The organism is Ruegeria sp. S84 (assembly GCF_056583445.1).
Genome location: NZ_CM152618.1, coordinates 2007117 through 2021780, shown reverse-complemented (window position 1 = coordinate 2021780; position 14664 = coordinate 2007117). Strand labels below are relative to the sequence as shown.

Genomic DNA, 14664 nt, shown 5'->3' with positions numbered 1-14664 from the left:
CGATGTCTGACCTCCGCAAAGTCAATATCGACGGGCAGGAAATCGAAGTCGATGGCGCGATGACACTGATCCAGGCCTGCGAGCAGGCCGGGGTCGAGGTGCCGCGCTTTTGCTATCACGAGCGTCTGTCGATTGCCGGGAACTGCCGGATGTGTCTGGTCGAGGTCGTGGGCGGCCCGCCGAAACCGGCGGCCTCCTGCGCGATGCAGGTGCGCGATCTGCGTCCGGGTCCGGAAGGGCAGGCACCGGTGGTCAAGACGAACTCGCCCATGGTCAAGAAGGCCCGCGAAGGGGTGATGGAGTTTCTGCTGATCAACCACCCGCTGGATTGCCCGATCTGCGATCAGGGCGGTGAGTGTGACCTGCAGGATCAGGCCATGGCCTATGGTCTGTCAGGGACGCGCTTCAAAGAAGCCAAGCGTGCCGTGGATGATCTGGACCTTGGTCCGCTGGTTGGCACCGCGATGACTCGCTGCATCAGTTGTACTCGTTGCGTGCGCTTCACCACAGAGGTCGCCGGGATCACCCAGATGGGTCAGACCGGACGCGGCGAAGATGCCGAGATCACCTCGTACCTGAACCAGACGCTGGATTCGAACCTGCAGGGCAACATCATCGATCTGTGCCCGGTAGGGGCGTTGACCTCGAAGCCATATGCATTCACCGCTCGCCCTTGGGAACTGACCAAAACCGAGAGTATCGACGTGATGGACGCTTTGGGCTCAAGCATCCGTGTAGATACCAAAGGGCGTGAAGTGATGCGCTTTCTGCCGCGCAACCATGACGGTGTGAACGAGGAATGGATCAGCGACAAGACCCGCTTTGTCTGGGACGGCTTACGGCGTCAGCGACTGGACAGGCCTTATGTGCGCGAAAACGGCAAGCTGCGTCCTGCCACATGGCCAGAAGCACTGAACAAAGCTGCTGAGGTTCTTAAGGGGGCCGAGAAACCGGCTGGGATCGTAGGTGATCTGGCTTCGGTTGAGGCCATCTATGCGCTGAAACAGATGATCGAAGGGCAAGGCGGTATCGTTGAGTGCCGCACCGACGGCGCCAAACTGCCTGCGGGTAACCGAGCAGCCTATGCCGGGACCGCGGCAATCGAAGATATTGATGCAGCTGAACGTATCCTGTTGATCGGGACCAACCCGCGTGACGAGGCTCCGGTTTTGAATGCTCGTATCCGCAAGGCCTGGGCACACGGCGCCGAGGTGGCCTTGGTCGGGCCTGCCGTCGATCTGACCTATGAGTATCACCATGTAGGCAGCGACCGTGCCGCGCTGCAGACCATCGTTGATATGGGTGGTGATGATGAGATCAAGAGCAAGCGCTCTCTTGTCATCGTCGGGCAGGGCGCGCTACAGGAGGCCGATGGCTCTGCCGTTCTGGCCGCCGCGCAAGCCATTGCAAGCAATACCGAAAGTGGGCTGATCGTTCTGCACACCGCGGCATCGCGCGTAGGTGCGATGGATGTGGATGCGACCAACGAAAGTGGCATGGAGGCGGTCAACGCGGCCGATGTGATCTATAACCTCGGTGCTGACGAAGTCGAGATCGGCGAGGGTGCTTTTGTGATCTATCAGGGCAGTCACGGCGATCGTGGCGCGCACCGCGCAGATGTGATCCTGCCGGGGGCGGCTTACACAGAAGAAAACGGTCTGTTCGTGAACACCGAAGGGCGTCCTCAACTCGCCATGCGCGCAGGCTTTGCACCGGGAGAGGCCAAGGAAAACTGGGCAATCCTAAGGGCGTTGTCTGCCGAGCTGGGGGCTACTCTGCCCTACGATACATTGGCTCAGTTGCGCACCTCCTTGCTCGAATCTGTTCCGCATCTGGCGCGCATTGATGAGGTGATTGAGAATGAAGCAGCGGCGCTACAAGCCGGAAAATTGGGAGAAGCCAGCTTCCGCAATGCAATCAAGGATTTCTACCTGACCAACCCGATTGCCCGCGCCTCGCAATTGATGGCCGAACTATCGGCACAGGCGCAGACCCGCAAGACTGAGAAGATTGCGGCTGAATGAACCAGAAACGTTTCATATCGCAGACGTACGCGGTGCCCGGGTGGCAGATAGCCGCGCCGGATTTGCGTGTGAAATTGAAGATTAAGGGTGGCGTACAGACGGCAGATGCTGTTTACACCAACGCGCCGACCCAGCCGCAGATTGCGCAGGCATCTGGCCTTTGCATCGCACGCGGAAACCAAAATACCCACGGTGTGAGGACCAATGGCTGACTTCTTTAACACCCCAGGCGGAATAGCCATCATCATTCTGGCGCAAGTGCTTGCTGTTGTTGCGTTCGTGATGATCTCGCTGTTGTTCCTCGTTTACGGCGACCGCAAGATCTGGGCCGCCGTCCAGATGCGTCGCGGCCCCAACGTTGTCGGCGTATACGGCCTGCTGCAATCGGTGGCGGACGCACTGAAATATGTGGTGAAAGAGGTCGTCATTCCCGCAGGTGCCGACCGTACGGTGTTTATCCTCGCACCATTGACCAGTTTTGTCCTCGCGATGATCGCCTGGGCGGTGATCCCGTTCAACGATGGCTGGGTCCTGTCGGACATCAACGTCGCCATCCTCTATGTCTTCGCAGTCTCATCGCTTGAGGTTTATGGCGTGATTATGGGTGGTTGGGCGTCGAACTCAAAGTATCCATTCCTTGGGTCGCTGCGCTCTGCCGCGCAGATGATTTCATACGAGGTATCCATCGGTCTGATCATCATCGGCATCATCATCTCGACCGGTTCGATGAACTTTGGTGATATCGTCCGCGCACAGGATGGCTCGTTCGGATTCTTCAGCTGGTACTGGCTGCCGCATTTCCCGATGGTGTTCCTGTTTTTCATCTCGGCATTGGCTGAAACCAACCGTCCACCCTTCGATCTGCCCGAGGCGGAATCGGAACTGGTTGCAGGCTATCAGGTCGAATACTCGGCCACGCCTTTCCTGCTTTTCATGGCTGGTGAATACATCGCCATCTTCCTGATGTGTGCTCTGACCACACTGCTGTTCTTTGGCGGCTGGCTGTCCCCGATCCCAGGCCTGCCTGACGGCGTATTGTGGATGGTTGCCAAGATGGCGTTCTTCTTCTTCATCTTCGCGATGGTCAAGGCGATCACACCCCGCTACCGCTATGACCAGTTGATGCGCCTGGGTTGGAAAGTGTTCTTGCCGTTCAGCCTCGTCTGGGTCGTCTTCGTGGCCTTCGCGGCGAAATTCGACTGGTTCTGGGGCGCGTTTGCCCGTTGGAGCGTAGGAGGCTGATATGACTCAAATCGACTACACCCGCGCCGCCAAGTATTTCCTGCTGCAGGACTTCTGGGTCGGAATGAAATTGGGCTTGAAATACTTCTTCGCCCCAAAAGCCACCGTGAACTACCCGCATGAAAAGGGGCCCTTGTCCCCGCGGTTCCGGGGTGAACATGCCCTGCGCCGTTATCCGAACGGTGAGGAACGCTGCATCGCCTGCAAACTGTGCGAAGCGATCTGTCCTGCACAAGCCATCACCATCGATGCCGAGCCGCGCGAAGACGGAAGCCGCCGCACCACGCGCTATGACATCGACATGACCAAATGCATCTATTGCGGTTTCTGCCAGGAGGCATGTCCGGTTGATGCCATCGTCGAGGGCCCGAATTTCGAATTCGCCACCGAAACCCGGGAAGAGTTGTTCTACGACAAGCAGAAACTGCTGGATAATGGCGAACGCTGGGAAGCCGAAATCGCTCGCAATTTGGAAATGGACGCGCCGTACAGATGAGTGACAGTCCGACAAATCCGTTCGAGCTGATGATGAAGCAAGCTCAGGACATGGCCAAGGCGATGAACCCGGCGATGGAAAATTTCTCGCCCAAAGGGTTTGAGGCGTTGTGGCCGACCATGCCGAAAGAGGTCATGGAGATGATGTTCGGCAATACCGTCAACAAGGACGGGCTGGACGCCAAAACGCGCCTGCTGCTGACGCTGGCTGGGCTGACCTGTCAGGGCGCTCAGGCGGACTCGGCGGTGCGTCAGACCGTGCGCCACGCGCTGGAAGCTGGCGCCAAGAAACAAGAGATCGTGGAAACGATCGGTCAGATGTCGGTCTTTGCCGGCATCCCGGCCATGACCCGTGCGCTGGATCTGGCGCAAGAGGTCATGGGTGATAACGAGGATGAGGATCAATGACCGTCTTTGCCTTCTATCTGTTTGCCATCAGCGCCATCACCGGCGGGCTGTTCACGGTGATCAGCCGCCAGCCGGTGCATTCGGTGCTGTGGCTGATCCTGTCCTTTCTGTCCTCTGCGGGCCTGTTCGTGCTGCTGGGGGCCGAGTTCGTGGCGATGCTGCTGATTATCGTTTATGTCGGCGCGGTTGCGGTTCTGTTCCTCTTCGTGGTGATGATGCTGGATGTGGACTTTGCCGAGCTGAAGGCCGAGATGGCGCGCTACATGCCGCTGGCGCTGTTGATCGGATTGGTGATCCTGATGCAGTTCGTCATGGCCATCGGAGCATGGGACAGCGCGCAGGGTGCCGCCGCCAATCTGGCGCAGCCGGTACCGAGCGACCGCCACAACACTGAGGCGCTCGGCGTCATTCTATACGATCAATACTTCCTTCTGTTCCAACTGGCGGGCCTGATCCTGCTGGTGGCCATGATCGGTGCCATTGTGCTGACACTGCGCCACCGTCAGGACATCAAGCGTCAGGACATCATCGGCCAGATGATGCGCGACCCGGCCAAAGCGATGGAGTTGAAGGACGTGAAACCGGGGCAGGGACTTTGAGACGATGATCGGACTTGAACACTATCTTACGGTCGCGGCGACGCTGTTCGTCATCGGCATTTTCGGTCTCTTCCTGAACCGCAAGAACGTCATCATCCTGCTGATGAGCATCGAGTTGATGCTGCTGGCGGTGAATATCAACCTCGTGGCGTTCTCTAGTTTCCTCGGCGATCTGGTCGGGCAGGTCTTTACGCTGTTCGTGTTGACAGTTGCGGCGGCTGAGGCGGCGATTGGTCTTGCCATTCTGGTCTGCTTCTTCCGCAACCGTGGCACCATCGCGGTTGAAGACGTCAATATGATGAAGGGGTAAGAGAATATGGAAACCACCATCCTCTTTGCCCCGCTCGTGGGTGCGTTGATCTGCGGTTTTGGCTGGCGCTTCATTGGTGAGAAAGCCGCCATGTGGACCGCAACGGGCCTGCTGTTTCTGGCCTGCCTGCTCAGCTGGATCGTCTTCCTCTCATTTGACGGCCACACCCAGCAGATCGAGATCATGCGCTGGATCGAAAGTGGTTCGCTGTCGACAAGCTGGGCCATTCGTCTGGACCGTCTGACGGCGATCATGCTGATCGTGGTGACGACCGTTTCGGCGCTGGTTCACTTGTATTCATTCGGCTACATGGATCACGACCCGCAATGGCGTGAAGGCGAAAGCTATAAGCCGCGTTTCTTTGCCTATCTGTCGTTCTTCACCTTCGCCATGCTGATGCTGGTGACGGCGGACAATCTGGTTCAGATGTTCTTTGGCTGGGAAGGCGTGGGTGTCGCCTCGTACCTGCTGATCGGGTTTTATTATCGCAAGCCCAGCGCCAATGCAGCGGCGATGAAAGCGTTCATCGTGAACCGAGTGGGCGATTTCGGCTTTGCGCTTGGGATCTTCGCGCTGTTCTTCCTGACCGACAGCATCAATTTCTCAGACATATTCGCATCGGCCCCGGCATTGGCGGAGGAAAAACTGAGCTTCCTCTGGGGTGAGTGGACCGCGATCGAGGTGATCTGTGTTCTGCTGTTCATCGGCGCGATGGGTAAATCGGCGCAGTTGATACTACACACCTGGCTGCCGGATGCGATGGAAGGTCCGACCCCTGTGTCCGCGCTGATCCACGCTGCGACCATGGTTACCGCAGGTGTGTTCCTGGTCTGCCGTATGTCGCCGCTGATGGAGTTCGCACCGGGGGCCACCGGGTTCATAGCCTTCCTTGGCGCTTCGACTGCGTTTTTCGCAGCAACCGTGGGCTTAGTGCAGACCGATATCAAGCGGGTCATTGCGTATTCGACCTGTTCGCAATTGGGTTACATGTTTGTCGCCGCCGGCGTTGGCATGTACTCAGCCGCGATGTTCCATCTGCTGACGCACGCGTTCTTCAAGGCGCTGCTGTTCCTTGGTGCTGGTTCAGTGATCCATGCGATGCATCATGAGCAAGAGATGACCGAGTACGGCGGTCTGCGGAAGAAAATCCCCTATACGTTCTGGGCGATGATGATCGGCACGCTGGCCATTACCGGTGTTGGCATCCCGCTGACCACGTTTGGCTTCGCCGGCTTCCTGTCGAAGGATGCCATCATCGAAAGCGCCTTTGTAGGTGGCACAGGTTATGCCTTCTGGATGTTGGTGATCGCAGCGGTGTTCACCTCATTCTACAGCTGGCGTCTGATATTCCTGACCTTCTATGGCGAGCCGCGTGGCGACAAGCATACGCATGAGCACGCGCATGAAAGTCCGATGGTCATGCTGGTCCCGCTGGGGGTACTGTCTCTGGGCGCGGTGTTCTCGGGGATGCTGTGGTACAACCAGTTCTTCGGCTACACCGATAAAGTGGCCAAGTTCTACGGTATTCCGCTGGCGGAAGAAACTGGCGGTCATGGCGAAGTTGCCGCAGACGCATCTCATGGTGAGGCCAAGGCAGATGACGACCAAGGCGACGCGAAGGCTGATAAAGGCGAGGGTGGCTACAAGGCGGACAAAAAGCATGCCAGCTTTGGCGGTGAGCCAGGCGAAGGCGCGCTGTATATGGCACCTGACAACAATGTCCTGAACGATGCGCATGAGGCTCCGAAATGGGTCAAAGTATCGCCTTTTGTTGCTATGCTGCTGGGTTTTGTCGTCGCCTATTGGTTCTACATCGTGAACACGTCGCTGCCCGCTCGTCTGGCGGCGAACCAGCGGCCGCTGTACCTGTTTCTCAAGAATAAGTGGTACTTTGACGAGATCTACGACGCGATCTTTGTCAAACCTACCATTGCGCTGGGTCGGTTCCTGTGGAAACGCGGTGACGGCAACACGATTGATGGCTTCCTGAACGGGGTTTCGATGGGCGTCGTGCCCTTCTTTACCCGCCTCGCAGGCAAAGCTCAGACGGGTTACATCTTTACTTACGCCTTCTGGATGGTTTTGGGCATCGCCGCTCTTGTCACCTGGATGTCGATCGGCGGAGGCGCAAACTAATGGACAATATCCTATCTATTGTCACCTTCATCCCCGCCATCGCAGCAGGCATTCTGGCCCTGTTTCTGCATGGCGAGGACGTAGCCGCGCAGCGCAACGCCAAATGGGTTGCGCTGGTGGCCACAACCGTGACCTTTCTGGTCTCAATCGGCATCTATACCGGCTTTGATCCGTCCAACACCGGCTTCCAGATGGTGGAAGAGGGCGAGTGGCTGCTGGGCTTGAAGTACAAGATGGGTGTCGATGGTATCAGCGTTCTTTTCGTGCTGCTGACCACCTTCATCATGCCGCTGACCATTCTGGCCAGCTGGCAGGTCACGGACCGGGTCAAGGAATACATGATCGCATTCCTGCTGCTGGAAACGCTGATGCTGGGCGTGTTCATGGCGCTGGATCTCGTGCTGTTTTACCTGTTCTTCGAGGCGGGCCTGATCCCGATGTTCCTGATCATCGGTATCTGGGGTGGCAAGGACCGCATCTATGCCAGCTTCAAGTTTTTCCTATACACCTTCCTCGGCTCGGTGCTGATGCTGGTGGCGATGGTTGCGATGTATGCGGATGCGGGCACCACGGATATCGAGGCGCTGATGAGCCATCAGTTCTCGTCCGAAGGGTTCAGCGTACTGGGCATCTATGTCGTCGGCGGCATGCAGACGCTGATGTTCCTGGCCTTCTTCGCGTCGTTCGCGGTGAAGATGCCGATGTGGCCGGTGCATACCTGGCTGCCGGATGCGCACGTTCAGGCGCCGACGGCAGGTTCGGTCGTGCTGGCGGCGATCCTGTTGAAGATGGGCGGCTATGGCTTCCTGCGCTTCAGCCTGCCGATGTTCCCGGTGGGGTCTGCGGTGATGACCGATGTGGTGCTGTGGATGTCGGCGATTGCTGTTGTCTACACCTCTCTGGTCGCGCTGGTGCAGGAGGATATGAAGAAGCTGATCGCCTATTCCTCGGTCGCGCATATGGGCTTTGTGACCATGGGTATCTTTGCAGCGAACCAGCAGGGCATTGATGGCGCGATCTTCCAGATGCTCAGTCATGGGTTCATTTCCGCAGCGCTCTTCCTGTGTGTTGGCGTGATCTATGACCGGATGCACACCCGCGATATCGAGGCGTATGGCGGTTTGGTCATCCGGATGCCGGCTTACGCTCTGGTCTTCATGCTGTTCACCATGGCCAATGTCGGCTTGCCTGGTACATCGGGCTTCATCGGGGAATTCCTGACCCTGATGGGCGCATTCCAGGTCAACACCTGGGTGACGGCTGTGGCTGCAACCGGTGTGATCTTCTCGGCGGGCTATGCGCTATGGCTCTATCGCCGGGTAGTCTTTGGAGATCTGATCAAGGAAAGCCTCAAGGCCATCACAGACATGAGCTCGCGCGAGCGGCTGATCTTCGCGCCGCTGATCGTGATGACCATTCTGCTTGGGGTTTATCCCTCGCTGGTGACCGATGTGATCGGGCAATCCACCGCAGCGCTAATCTCGAACTATGACACGGCTCTGGCCGCGGCTGAAGCCGCAACCCAGACAGCCGCTTCGCATTAAGGGGGCTTTGGAGACATGATCCAGGCTGATCTGACAATCATCCTGCCGGAAATTGTTCTGGCAATTTATGCGATGGCGGCGCTGATCGGGGCTGTCTACACCACCAAGGATGCTCTGGCTCCCATGCTGGTCTGGGCCACTTCAGGTCTGATGGCGGTGTTGGCAATCTGGATTGCGATGAATGGCGAAGGTACTAACGTGGCCTTCAACGGCATGTTTGTGGATGACGGCTTTGCTCGATTTGCAAAGGTTGCGATTCTGCTGTCTGCCGCTGCGGTATTGCTGATGAGCCAGGAATATATGGCGCGCCGCGATCTGCTGCGCTTTGAATATCCTCTGCTGGTCGCACTTGCGGCTGTAGGCATGATGATGATGGTTAGCGCAGGCGATCTGATGTCGCTTTATATGGGGCTTGAGCTGCAGTCGCTGTCACTTTACGTCGTCGCCGCCTTGCGGCGCGACAGTGCCAAATCCACCGAAGCCGGTCTGAAATACTTCGTGCTGGGCGCGTTGAGTTCTGGCTTGCTGCTCTATGGTGCGTCGCTGGTTTACGGCTTCACTGGCACCACGCTGTTTTCGGGCATCATCCAAACGGTGCATCATGGAGATGTCTCGATTGGCCTCCTGTTTGGCCTGGTGTTCATGATCTCGGGTCTGGCCTTCAAGGTCTCGGCCGTGCCGTTCCACATGTGGACGCCGGATGTGTATGAAGGGTCTCCGACCCCGATTACCGCGTTCTTCGCCACCGCTCCGAAAGTGGCTGCGATGGCCCTGTTCGCGCGCCTGATGCATGATGCCTTCGGAGGCGTGATCAAGGATTGGCAGCAAGTGATCGTGCTGCTTTCGGTCCTGTCGATGCTGCTGGGCGCGGTTGCGGCCATTGGGCAGCGTGACATCAAGCGGCTGATGGCGTTTTCGTCGATTGCCCATATGGGATATGCTCTGATCGGACTGGCCGCCGGGACCGAGATGGGCATCAAGGCAATGCTGATGTATCTGGCCATCTATGTGACGATGAATATCGGAACCTTCGCATTCATCCTGATGATGGAGCGTGATGGCAAACCGGTCACTGATATTGATGCGCTACGTCAGTTCTCGAAGCGCGATCCGGGCAAAGCTCTGGCGGTCCTGATCTTGATGTTCAGTCTGGCGGGCGTGCCACCGATGCTGGGCTTCTTCGCCAAGTTCGGCGTCTGGCAAGCGGGTATCGATGCCGACCTGTTCGGGCTGGTGATCGTCTCGGCCATCGCCTCGGTCATTGGTGCGTTCTACTATCTGCGGATCGTGTTCTACATGTATTTCGGGGCGGAGAATGAAGACCCGATCGAGATCCGCTCGACCCCGGTTTTGTGGGCAGCGCTGATGGGCTCTGCGGCTCTGATGTTGATTGGCGTATTTTATCAGTTCGGTGTGGAAGGGGCAGCTGCAGCTGCTGCGGCGACGCTTGTCAACTGATACTGCCGCGTTTCGAACAACCGAGGCTCGGTCTCGCGCGACCGGGCCTTTTTGACATGAGCGAATGGCCGCAGGGATATGGCCTGCATATACTGAAAGAAGTCGACAGTACTCTGAATGAGGCGGTGCGGCTTGCGCCAACAGCGACCGGTCCGGTCTGGATCATGGCACATCATCAGACCGCCGCGCGTGGTCGGCGCGGGCGAGCCTGGGCCAACCCCAAAGGTAATCTGGCAGCGACTTTGCTGATGCGCCCGCCGGGTGATCCGGAACAGGCGGCGCTTCGAAGTTTTGTCGCAGCGCTCGCCCTGTATGATGCCTGTGTGGCGGTAACAGGGCGCGCAGTAGGTTTGGCACTGAAATGGCCCAATGACGTGCTGCTCAACGGCGGAAAACTAGCGGGTATCCTGCTAGAAAGCACGGGGCAGGGCCGGGGGGTGTCACATCTGGCGATAGGGGTTGGGGTGAACCTGTCCGAGGCACCGGGCACTGATCGCGTCGAAGCCGGAGCGGTGCGACCGGTTTCTCTGCTCTCGGAAACCGGCGCGCTCACCACCCCCGAGGATTTTCTGACCGAACTGGCGGTAGCTTATGCGCATTATGAGACCCAGTTCATGACCTACGGGTTCGAACCGATCCGCACCGCCTGGCTATCCCGAGCAGCGCGGTTGGGCGAAGTCATAACCGCTCGTACAGCCACGTCCGAAACGGTTGGAACCTTCGAAACGGTAGACGTGGGTGGCAGCCTTGTCCTAAACACCGCCAAGGGCCGGGTCAGCATTCCGGCTGCGGATGTGTACTTCTGAAAGGGGCGCGGGATGCTTCTGGCGATTGATTGCGGCAATACCAACACCGTTTTCTCGATCTGGGATGGCGAAAAGTTTCTGTGCACCCTGCGCACCTCAACTCATCATGCCCGCACAGCGGACGCATATTTCACTTGGTATTCAACCTTGGTGAAACACTACGGTATCGAAGCTGATATCTCGGATGTGATCATCGCCTCAACCGTGCCACGCGTGGTGTTCAACCTGCGGGTCTTTGCTGATCGCTTTTTTGGATGCCGGCCGATTGTTGTTGGCAAGCCAGATTGCCTGCTGCCGGTCAATCCGCGCGTGGACGAAGGCACCGTGCCCGGTCCGGACCGGTTGGCCAACGCGGCGGCGGCGTTCGACCGCCATGGCGGCAATGTGGTTGTGGTTGACTTTGGGACGGCTACGAATTTCGACGTAGTAGCAGCCGACGGCGCCTACGTCGGTGGTATCATCGCCCCTGGCGTGAACCTGAGTCTTGAGGCACTGCATCAGGGTGCCGCGGCGTTGCCGCATATCGACATCACGAGGCCCGAAAAAGTGATTGGAACAAACACGGTTGGCTGTATCCAGTCCGGCGTGTATTGGGGATATTCCGGCCTCATCGAAGGGCTGATCTCGCGCGTGAAAGCTGAATACGGAATGGCGATGAAAGTCGTCGGTACCGGGGGGCTGGCGCCTCTGTTTGACCAGGCTGACGTGGGTTTTGACGCTATCGAGGATGATCTGACGATGCACGGGTTGACCGTGATTCATCGCTATAACAAGGAAAATGGCTCAACATGAGCAGTAAACGACTGATCTATCTGCCGCTGGGCGGTGCAGGCGAAATCGGCATGAATGCCTATGTCTATGGTTACGGTAAGCCGGGGCAAGAGCGGTTGATCCTTGTGGATCTTGGCGTTGCCTTCCCGGACATGGACACCTCGCCCGGCGTGGATCTGATCTTTGCAGACATCACCTGGCTGAAAGAGCGTGCCGACCAGCTGGAAGCAGTTTTTGTCACTCACGCGCACGAAGATCATGTCGGGGCGGTGGCCCACTGTTATGAGGCTTTGGGCGCGCCGGTCTACGCGCGCGCTTTTACCGCCAATATCGCGCGTCGCAAGATGGAAGAACGCGGCCACCCGACCGAGGCGGTGCAAACTGCGTCTCCATGGCCCGAACAGATCAAGGCTGGCCCGTTTACCGTTGGTTTCCTGCCGGTTTCGCATTCCATCCCTGAAAGTGCAGGGCTCGTTATCGACTCTCCTGCCGGGCGCGTGGTGCATACGGGGGATTTCAAGCTCGATTCCAACCCGGTCGTGGGCGAACCATTCGATCCCGATCTGTGGGCCGAGGTGGCAAAGCCCGGTGTCAAAGCGTTGGTCTGTGACAGTACCAATGTGTTCTCAAGCCATCCCGGGCGTTCGGAATCCGAAGTCGGCCCCGAGATCACCCGTCTGATTCAAGAGGCCCGCGGCATGGTCATCGCAACCACGTTTGCCTCGAACGTGGCACGCGTGAAAACGCTGGCAGAGGCGGGACAGAAAGCCGGCCGTTCGGTCGTTCTGCTGGGTCGTGCGATGCGGCGTATGATTGAGGCGGCGACCGAGACCGGCATCCTGACCGATTTTCCAAAGGTTATCAGCGCCGAAGAGGCCGTCGACGTGCCACGCGCGAACCTGATGTTGATTGTGACTGGCAGCCAAGGCGAACGCCGCGCAGCCAGCGCCCAACTGGCGCGCGGTAAGTATCGCGGACTAGAAGCGAAAGAGGGCGATCTGTTTCTGTTCTCGTCCAAGACTATTCCCGGCAATGAACGTGGCGTGATCCGCATCATGAACCAGCTCAGTGAGAAGGGCGTGGATGTGGTCGATGACAGCTCTGGTCTGTATCACGTCTCGGGTCACGCCAACCGGCCTGATCTTGAGAAGGTTCACGCTCTGATCGATCCGCAGATGGTCATCCCGATGCATGGCGAACACCGCCACTTGCGTGAGCATGCCAAACTGGCCGAAACGGGCGGACGTACTGGGATTCTCGCTGTTAACGGCACTATGCTGGATCTGACTGGGAATGCGCCCAAAGTGGCGGATTATATCGAGACTGGCCGGACCTATCTGGATGGTACAGTCAAAATCGGCGCCTTGGACGGCGTGGTGCGCGACCGGATTCGCATGGCGCTGAACGGCCATATCACCATCACCGTGATATTGGACGAAGAAGACGAACCGCTGGGTGAGCCGTGGTGCGATACGATGGGCCTGCCCGAAATGGGATCATCCCGCGCGGGGCTGATTGAGGTGCTGGAAGAGGACCTGAACCAGTTCCTGATGCGTGCGGGCGCAAAGACGCTGCGTGATGACGACAAACTGGAAGAAGGGTTGCGCCGGATCGCACGTCAGACCGCGCAGGCCGAGATCGGCAAGAAACCCGAGGTAACAGTGGTTGTTAGCCGAATGCGTTAATCTGCATAGGGCATCGGATAGCCCCGAAGCTGCAGGAAAAGGCTGGCCTCTTCGTTGTTGAGAAAGAAGGGAACGGTTTCAGGCGGGTTCGGGTCCTCTGCACGGGCAGCGACTTCGGCCAGAACAACTTCGGTGATGAAGGGCAGGTCGAACTCTCGCGCTTGGCTGATCTTGACCCATTGCAAATGCGATAGCTCGTCCGAGGCATGGGTGAAGTCGTCAAGATCCCCCTGAATCGCGTCCGCATCGACCAGAAAGAACCTGGCGTCGAACCGGCGGGGTCGCCCCGGCGGTGTGACTGCGCGAAAGACAAATTGCAGTGCTTCTGCAGACGGCAGGTAGCCCATCGCCGCAAAGCTTTGCCAATCGGCCGGGATCGCGCCTTGCCAATCCCCTCGTTGCCCCAGAACAAGCCCGGTTTCTTCCCACAACTCTCGGATCGCCGCGACAGCCAGAGAGGTCTGCAAGTTTGGCGCTGATTGTTGTGACAGGCGATCGGTGCATAGATCGGGCAATGGCGCGCTAAGCGGGATGCCCGCATCGGAAGCATCAACCGCGCCGCCCGGGAACACGAATTTGTTCGGCATGAACGCAGCCTTGGCACCGCGTTGGCCCATCAGGATCGACGGGTCTGTGAACCGATCACGCAATACGATTACGGTAGCAGCATCCCGGATTGCGGTTTTATCCGCCGTCATCCGGCCTTGCCAAACCCGTGCATCCGCCGCGCCCATTGATAGGCGACCACGGCCCCTTTGAGACGGGGCAGAAGGAACAGGGACAGCGCGACGCATCCGATCGAGAATGCAATCGCCATGGTCCATGGATCGGGACGCCACTGCACGTAAGAGACATGAAGGGCGGGTGCCAGAAGGTGCCCCACCAGCAGGATCGTCAGGTAGGCCGGGCCGTCATCAGCGCGATGATGGAACAATTCCTGCCCGCATTCCGAACAGGTGTCATTCACCTTGAGATAGCTGTGCAACAGCGCACCCTCACCGCAATTCGGGCATTTGCACCGGAACCCTCGGATCAATGCGGGTTTTGTTGGGCGGTCTTCTTCGAGCGAACTGTCAATAGTTTGGTCAATCATATGTATCTCGCGCATCTTTCCTGGAGGCATATAGGCAGGATCAAACCCAACGGAAAAGGGGGTGCGTCGCTTTGTGGCGCTGCTGCTTAGCGT

Annotated in this window: 14 protein-coding genes; 12 read left to right on the top strand and 2 right to left on the bottom strand. The window is 58.2% G+C overall.

The features are described from left to right. The first annotated feature begins 2 nt into the window (after positions 1-2). The 12 genes from nuoG (at position 3) to AC1DFB_RS10130 (ending at position 13478) form a co-directional block, all read left to right on the top strand. Positions 3-2024 carry an NADH-quinone oxidoreductase subunit NuoG gene (gene nuoG, locus AC1DFB_RS10185; RefSeq protein WP_223117776.1) on the top strand — a complete coding sequence of 674 codons (2022 nt, stop codon included), beginning with the start codon at positions 3-5 and terminating at the stop codon, positions 2022-2024. Between the two features lie 204 nt (positions 2025-2228). Continuing rightward, on the top strand, positions 2229-3266 hold the full coding sequence (nuoH, locus tag AC1DFB_RS10180) for an NADH-quinone oxidoreductase subunit NuoH (protein WP_039534288.1): 1038 nt from the start codon (positions 2229-2231) through the stop codon (positions 3264-3266). A gap of 1 nt (position 3267) precedes the next feature. Beyond that, positions 3268-3762, top strand: coding sequence for an NADH-quinone oxidoreductase subunit NuoI (gene nuoI / locus AC1DFB_RS10175; RefSeq protein ID WP_170397042.1), 495 nt, complete (start codon positions 3268-3270; stop codon positions 3760-3762). Next, a complete protein-coding gene (locus AC1DFB_RS10170) occupies positions 3759-4169 on the top strand; it encodes a carboxymuconolactone decarboxylase family protein (protein WP_010442761.1) in 411 nt (136 codons plus the stop codon). Before nuoI ends, AC1DFB_RS10170 begins: the two co-directional genes overlap by 4 nt. Next, positions 4166-4768 carry an NADH-quinone oxidoreductase subunit J gene (locus AC1DFB_RS10165; RefSeq protein WP_170397038.1) on the top strand — a complete coding sequence of 201 codons (603 nt, stop codon included), beginning with the start codon at positions 4166-4168 and terminating at the stop codon, positions 4766-4768. Before AC1DFB_RS10170 ends, AC1DFB_RS10165 begins: the two co-directional genes overlap by 4 nt. 4 nt (positions 4769-4772) lie before the next feature. Beyond that, a complete protein-coding gene (nuoK, locus tag AC1DFB_RS10160; protein WP_005984024.1) occupies positions 4773-5078 on the top strand; it encodes an NADH-quinone oxidoreductase subunit NuoK in 306 nt (101 codons plus the stop codon). 6 nt (positions 5079-5084) lie between these two features. Continuing rightward, complete coding sequence (gene nuoL / locus AC1DFB_RS10155; protein ID WP_170597064.1) at positions 5085-7214, top strand: NADH-quinone oxidoreductase subunit L; 2130 nt, start codon at positions 5085-5087, stop codon at positions 7212-7214. Continuing rightward, positions 7214-8758: an NADH-quinone oxidoreductase subunit M gene (locus tag AC1DFB_RS10150; protein WP_480921190.1), complete on the top strand. Its 1545-nt coding sequence runs from the start codon at positions 7214-7216 to the stop codon at positions 8756-8758. The genes nuoL and AC1DFB_RS10150 overlap by 1 nt, the downstream gene beginning before the upstream one ends. 15 nt (positions 8759-8773) lie before the next feature. Then, positions 8774-10216, top strand: coding sequence for an NADH-quinone oxidoreductase subunit NuoN (gene nuoN / locus AC1DFB_RS10145; RefSeq protein WP_170397032.1), 1443 nt, complete (start codon positions 8774-8776; stop codon positions 10214-10216). A 56-nt stretch (positions 10217-10272) separates the two neighbouring features. After that, positions 10273-11022 (top strand): biotin--[acetyl-CoA-carboxylase] ligase, encoded by a 750-nt coding sequence (locus tag AC1DFB_RS10140; protein ID WP_170403973.1) that lies wholly within the window; start codon positions 10273-10275, stop codon positions 11020-11022. A 12-nt stretch (positions 11023-11034) separates the two neighbouring features. Then, entirely contained in the window at positions 11035-11814 is a 780-nt protein-coding gene (locus AC1DFB_RS10135) for a type III pantothenate kinase (protein ID WP_170397028.1), read from the top strand. Continuing rightward, complete coding sequence (locus AC1DFB_RS10130; RefSeq protein ID WP_480921189.1) at positions 11811-13478, top strand: ribonuclease J; 1668 nt, start codon at positions 11811-11813, stop codon at positions 13476-13478. The genes AC1DFB_RS10135 and AC1DFB_RS10130 overlap by 4 nt, the downstream gene beginning before the upstream one ends. Here the strand turns inward: AC1DFB_RS10130 and AC1DFB_RS10125 are convergent. Together AC1DFB_RS10125 and AC1DFB_RS10120 are read right to left on the bottom strand one after the other, a co-directional pair. Continuing rightward, positions 13475-14176, bottom strand: a complete 702-nt coding sequence (locus AC1DFB_RS10125; protein WP_480921188.1) for an NUDIX hydrolase — start codon at positions 14174-14176, stop codon at positions 13475-13477. The genes AC1DFB_RS10130 and AC1DFB_RS10125 overlap by 4 nt on opposite strands. After that, complete coding sequence (locus tag AC1DFB_RS10120; protein ID WP_170397024.1) at positions 14173-14571, bottom strand: DUF983 domain-containing protein; 399 nt, start codon at positions 14569-14571, stop codon at positions 14173-14175. The genes AC1DFB_RS10125 and AC1DFB_RS10120 overlap by 4 nt, the downstream gene beginning before the upstream one ends. Positions 14572-14664 lie beyond the last annotated feature (93 nt).

Excerpts from the sequence above, each read along its gene's own strand:
- nuoG (WP_223117776.1), top strand. The coding sequence starts at position 3 with ATGTCTGACCTCCGCAAAGTCAATATCGACGGGCAGGAAATCGAAGTC.
- nuoH (WP_039534288.1), top strand. The coding sequence starts at position 2,229 with ATGGCTGACTTCTTTAACACCCCAGGCGGAATAGCCATCATCATTCTG.
- nuoI (WP_170397042.1), top strand. The coding sequence starts at position 3,268 with ATGACTCAAATCGACTACACCCGCGCCGCCAAGTATTTCCTGCTGCAG.
- AC1DFB_RS10170 (WP_010442761.1), top strand. The coding sequence starts at position 3,759 with ATGAGTGACAGTCCGACAAATCCGTTCGAGCTGATGATGAAGCAAGCT.
- AC1DFB_RS10165 (WP_170397038.1), top strand. The coding sequence starts at position 4,166 with ATGACCGTCTTTGCCTTCTATCTGTTTGCCATCAGCGCCATCACCGGC.
- nuoK (WP_005984024.1), top strand. The coding sequence starts at position 4,773 with ATGATCGGACTTGAACACTATCTTACGGTCGCGGCGACGCTGTTCGTC.
- nuoL (WP_170597064.1), top strand. The coding sequence starts at position 5,085 with ATGGAAACCACCATCCTCTTTGCCCCGCTCGTGGGTGCGTTGATCTGC.
- AC1DFB_RS10150 (WP_480921190.1), top strand. The coding sequence starts at position 7,214 with ATGGACAATATCCTATCTATTGTCACCTTCATCCCCGCCATCGCAGCA.
- nuoN (WP_170397032.1), top strand. The coding sequence starts at position 8,774 with ATGATCCAGGCTGATCTGACAATCATCCTGCCGGAAATTGTTCTGGCA.
- AC1DFB_RS10140 (WP_170403973.1), top strand. The coding sequence starts at position 10,273 with ATGAGCGAATGGCCGCAGGGATATGGCCTGCATATACTGAAAGAAGTC.
- AC1DFB_RS10135 (WP_170397028.1), top strand. The coding sequence starts at position 11,035 with ATGCTTCTGGCGATTGATTGCGGCAATACCAACACCGTTTTCTCGATC.
- AC1DFB_RS10130 (WP_480921189.1), top strand. The coding sequence starts at position 11,811 with ATGAGCAGTAAACGACTGATCTATCTGCCGCTGGGCGGTGCAGGCGAA.
- AC1DFB_RS10125 (WP_480921188.1), bottom strand. The coding sequence starts at position 14,176 with ATGACGGCGGATAAAACCGCAATCCGGGATGCTGCTACCGTAATCGTA.
- AC1DFB_RS10120 (WP_170397024.1), bottom strand. The coding sequence starts at position 14,571 with ATGATTGACCAAACTATTGACAGTTCGCTCGAAGAAGACCGCCCAACA.